The organism is Streptomyces sp. NPDC059564 (assembly GCF_042735575.1).
Lineage (GTDB): Bacteria > Actinomycetota > Actinomycetes > Streptomycetales > Streptomycetaceae > Streptomyces.
This window is the reverse complement of sequence record NZ_JBHWBP010000657.1, coordinates 1-1720: the sequence shown is the minus strand read 5'-3', so window position 1 is coordinate 1720 and position 1720 is coordinate 1. Positions and strand designations below refer to the sequence as shown.

Here is a 1720-nt window from a genome sequence, read left to right as displayed (position 1 = left end):
GGGTCAGCTGGAGGAGCTGGCCCGGCGCTGGTGCGAGGAGGGCCAGGTCCCCGCGGACGCTGATCCCCGGGGGATCGCGACGGTCCTGATGACGCTCATGCCGGGTCTCCTCGTCGGTCGGCACCTGGTGACACCCGTCTCCGCGGAGCACCTGATCGCGGGCTTGTCCTCCCTCGGCACGGCTTCCTGGACGAGCTGACGTGCCGGGGGGCGTCCCTGCGCGGGACGCCCCCCTCCGGCACGTGCTGCCGGGTCCGGCTCAAGGGCAGGGGCTCAGCAGTTCCGTCTCGGGGAGTCCGTCGACGAGGCCGGCCGCAGCCTTGCGGAACGCCGTCATGCGCGCGGTGTTCCGGTGCGCGGCCAGCGCGGCATCGTCGGCCCACTCCTCGTAGACCACGAAGATGTCCGGGGCGTCCTGGGCGCGGTGCACGCGGTAGGCGAGGCAGCCCTCCTCCTGGCGGGTGGCGCATGCCAGCGCCTCCAGCAGAGGTACCATCACGGCAGCACCGTCAGGCAGGGCCCGCAGCCGGGCGACGGCGCACACGGTCCCCGTTCGCTTGGCCGTGTCATCAGTGGGTCCGGTGCTCAGCCAGGGGGAGTCGTACTCGATGCGCGACCGATCGAGCCCGTGCGGCGCGGTCGTGTAGAGCCGCAGGCGCAGCCCGTCCGGATCGGGTACGACCAGCACCCAGCCCACCATCGCGACGACCGGCGGTGAGTGGCGGACCCCCAGGCCGTCCAGGTGCGCGATCCATTCGTCCACGGCGGCGCGGTCCTCGACGGCCAGGGTGAGGAGTTCGTTCCCGTCCAGGGCCCGGGCTGTCGCCGGGTCCAGACGCAGCTCCAGTCGGCAGGGCAGGTGGGGGACGTCGAGGACGACGGAGAACAGGGTGCCGTCGGGGCGTCGGTGGTCCAGTTCGCTTACCCGGCCGGCGCCCAGCACGGCGCCGTACCAGCGGGCGCTGCGCTCCAGGTCGCTGACGCACAGCTTGAGGTGGTGGAGGCCCTGGTGTGTCGGGGCCTTCGGCGTGGTCGTCAGGGTGCTCATGGTCAGACCAGCCTCTCTGCGAGGAGCGAGGCCTTGCGGTCCACGGGGACGCCGCGCCGCCACAGGGCGGTGATGTCCCGTACCGCGGTGATGTCGGCCAGGGGGTTGCCCTCGACCAGCAGGAGGTCGGCGCGCAGCCCGGCGGCGACGCGCCCGCGGTCGTGGAGGCCGAAGGCGTCGGCGGGGGCGGCGGTTGCGGCCGTGAGGGCCTGGGCCGGGGTGAGTCCGGCGCCCACGAGGAGGGCCAGCTCTCCGTGGTAGCTGATGCCGTGCGTGGTGGGGTGGCCCGCACCACCCGTACCGTCGGTGCCGGCCAGCAGGGGCACCCCGGCCCGGAACATCCGCAGCGCGACGTCGGCCGCGTACCGGGCGTCGACCGAGACCGGCCCCACCCGCACCTCGCCCTCCCCCGGGCCGTCGGACCGCATGCGTTCGATCTCCTTCAGCCACTGCGGGTCGGCGTAGGGCCGCAACCGCGGGTCGTCGATGAGGGCGTACTCGGCCGGGGTGTCGGTCGTCCCGGTCAGCGAGGTCAGCGTGGGTACTACGAACATGCCCCGGGCCGCGGCGTCTTCCACGAGGGCGTCGTCGGAGGGCCCGTCGGCGGGGGCGTGGGCGAGGCCGTCGACGCCGCAGTCGATCGCGGGGCGGGCCGAGCGGCGGGTGAGGGTG

At 74.1% G+C, this 1720-nt stretch carries 2 protein-coding genes and 1 pseudogene; 1 reads left to right on the top strand and 2 read right to left on the bottom strand.

Going from position 1 to position 1720, the window contains the following annotated elements; translation table 11 throughout:
- Window positions 1-199 (top strand): annotated as a pseudogene (locus tag ACFV0Q_RS41385) (TetR/AcrR family transcriptional regulator); the annotation flags it as partial.
- Between the two features lie 60 nt (window positions 200-259).
- On the opposite strand, the gene ACFV0Q_RS41380 reads toward ACFV0Q_RS41385, so the two are convergent.
- Together ACFV0Q_RS41380 and ACFV0Q_RS41375 are read right to left on the bottom strand one after the other, a co-directional pair.
- Window positions 260-1048 carry an antibiotic biosynthesis monooxygenase gene (locus ACFV0Q_RS41380; protein WP_385013248.1) on the bottom strand — a complete coding sequence of 263 codons (789 nt, stop codon included), beginning with the start codon at window positions 1046-1048 and terminating at the stop codon, window positions 260-262.
- Between the two features lie 2 nt (window positions 1049-1050).
- Window positions 1051-1720, bottom strand: a 670-nt coding sequence (locus ACFV0Q_RS41375) for an amidohydrolase family protein (protein WP_385013246.1), incomplete at its 5' end; no start/stop codon positions are given.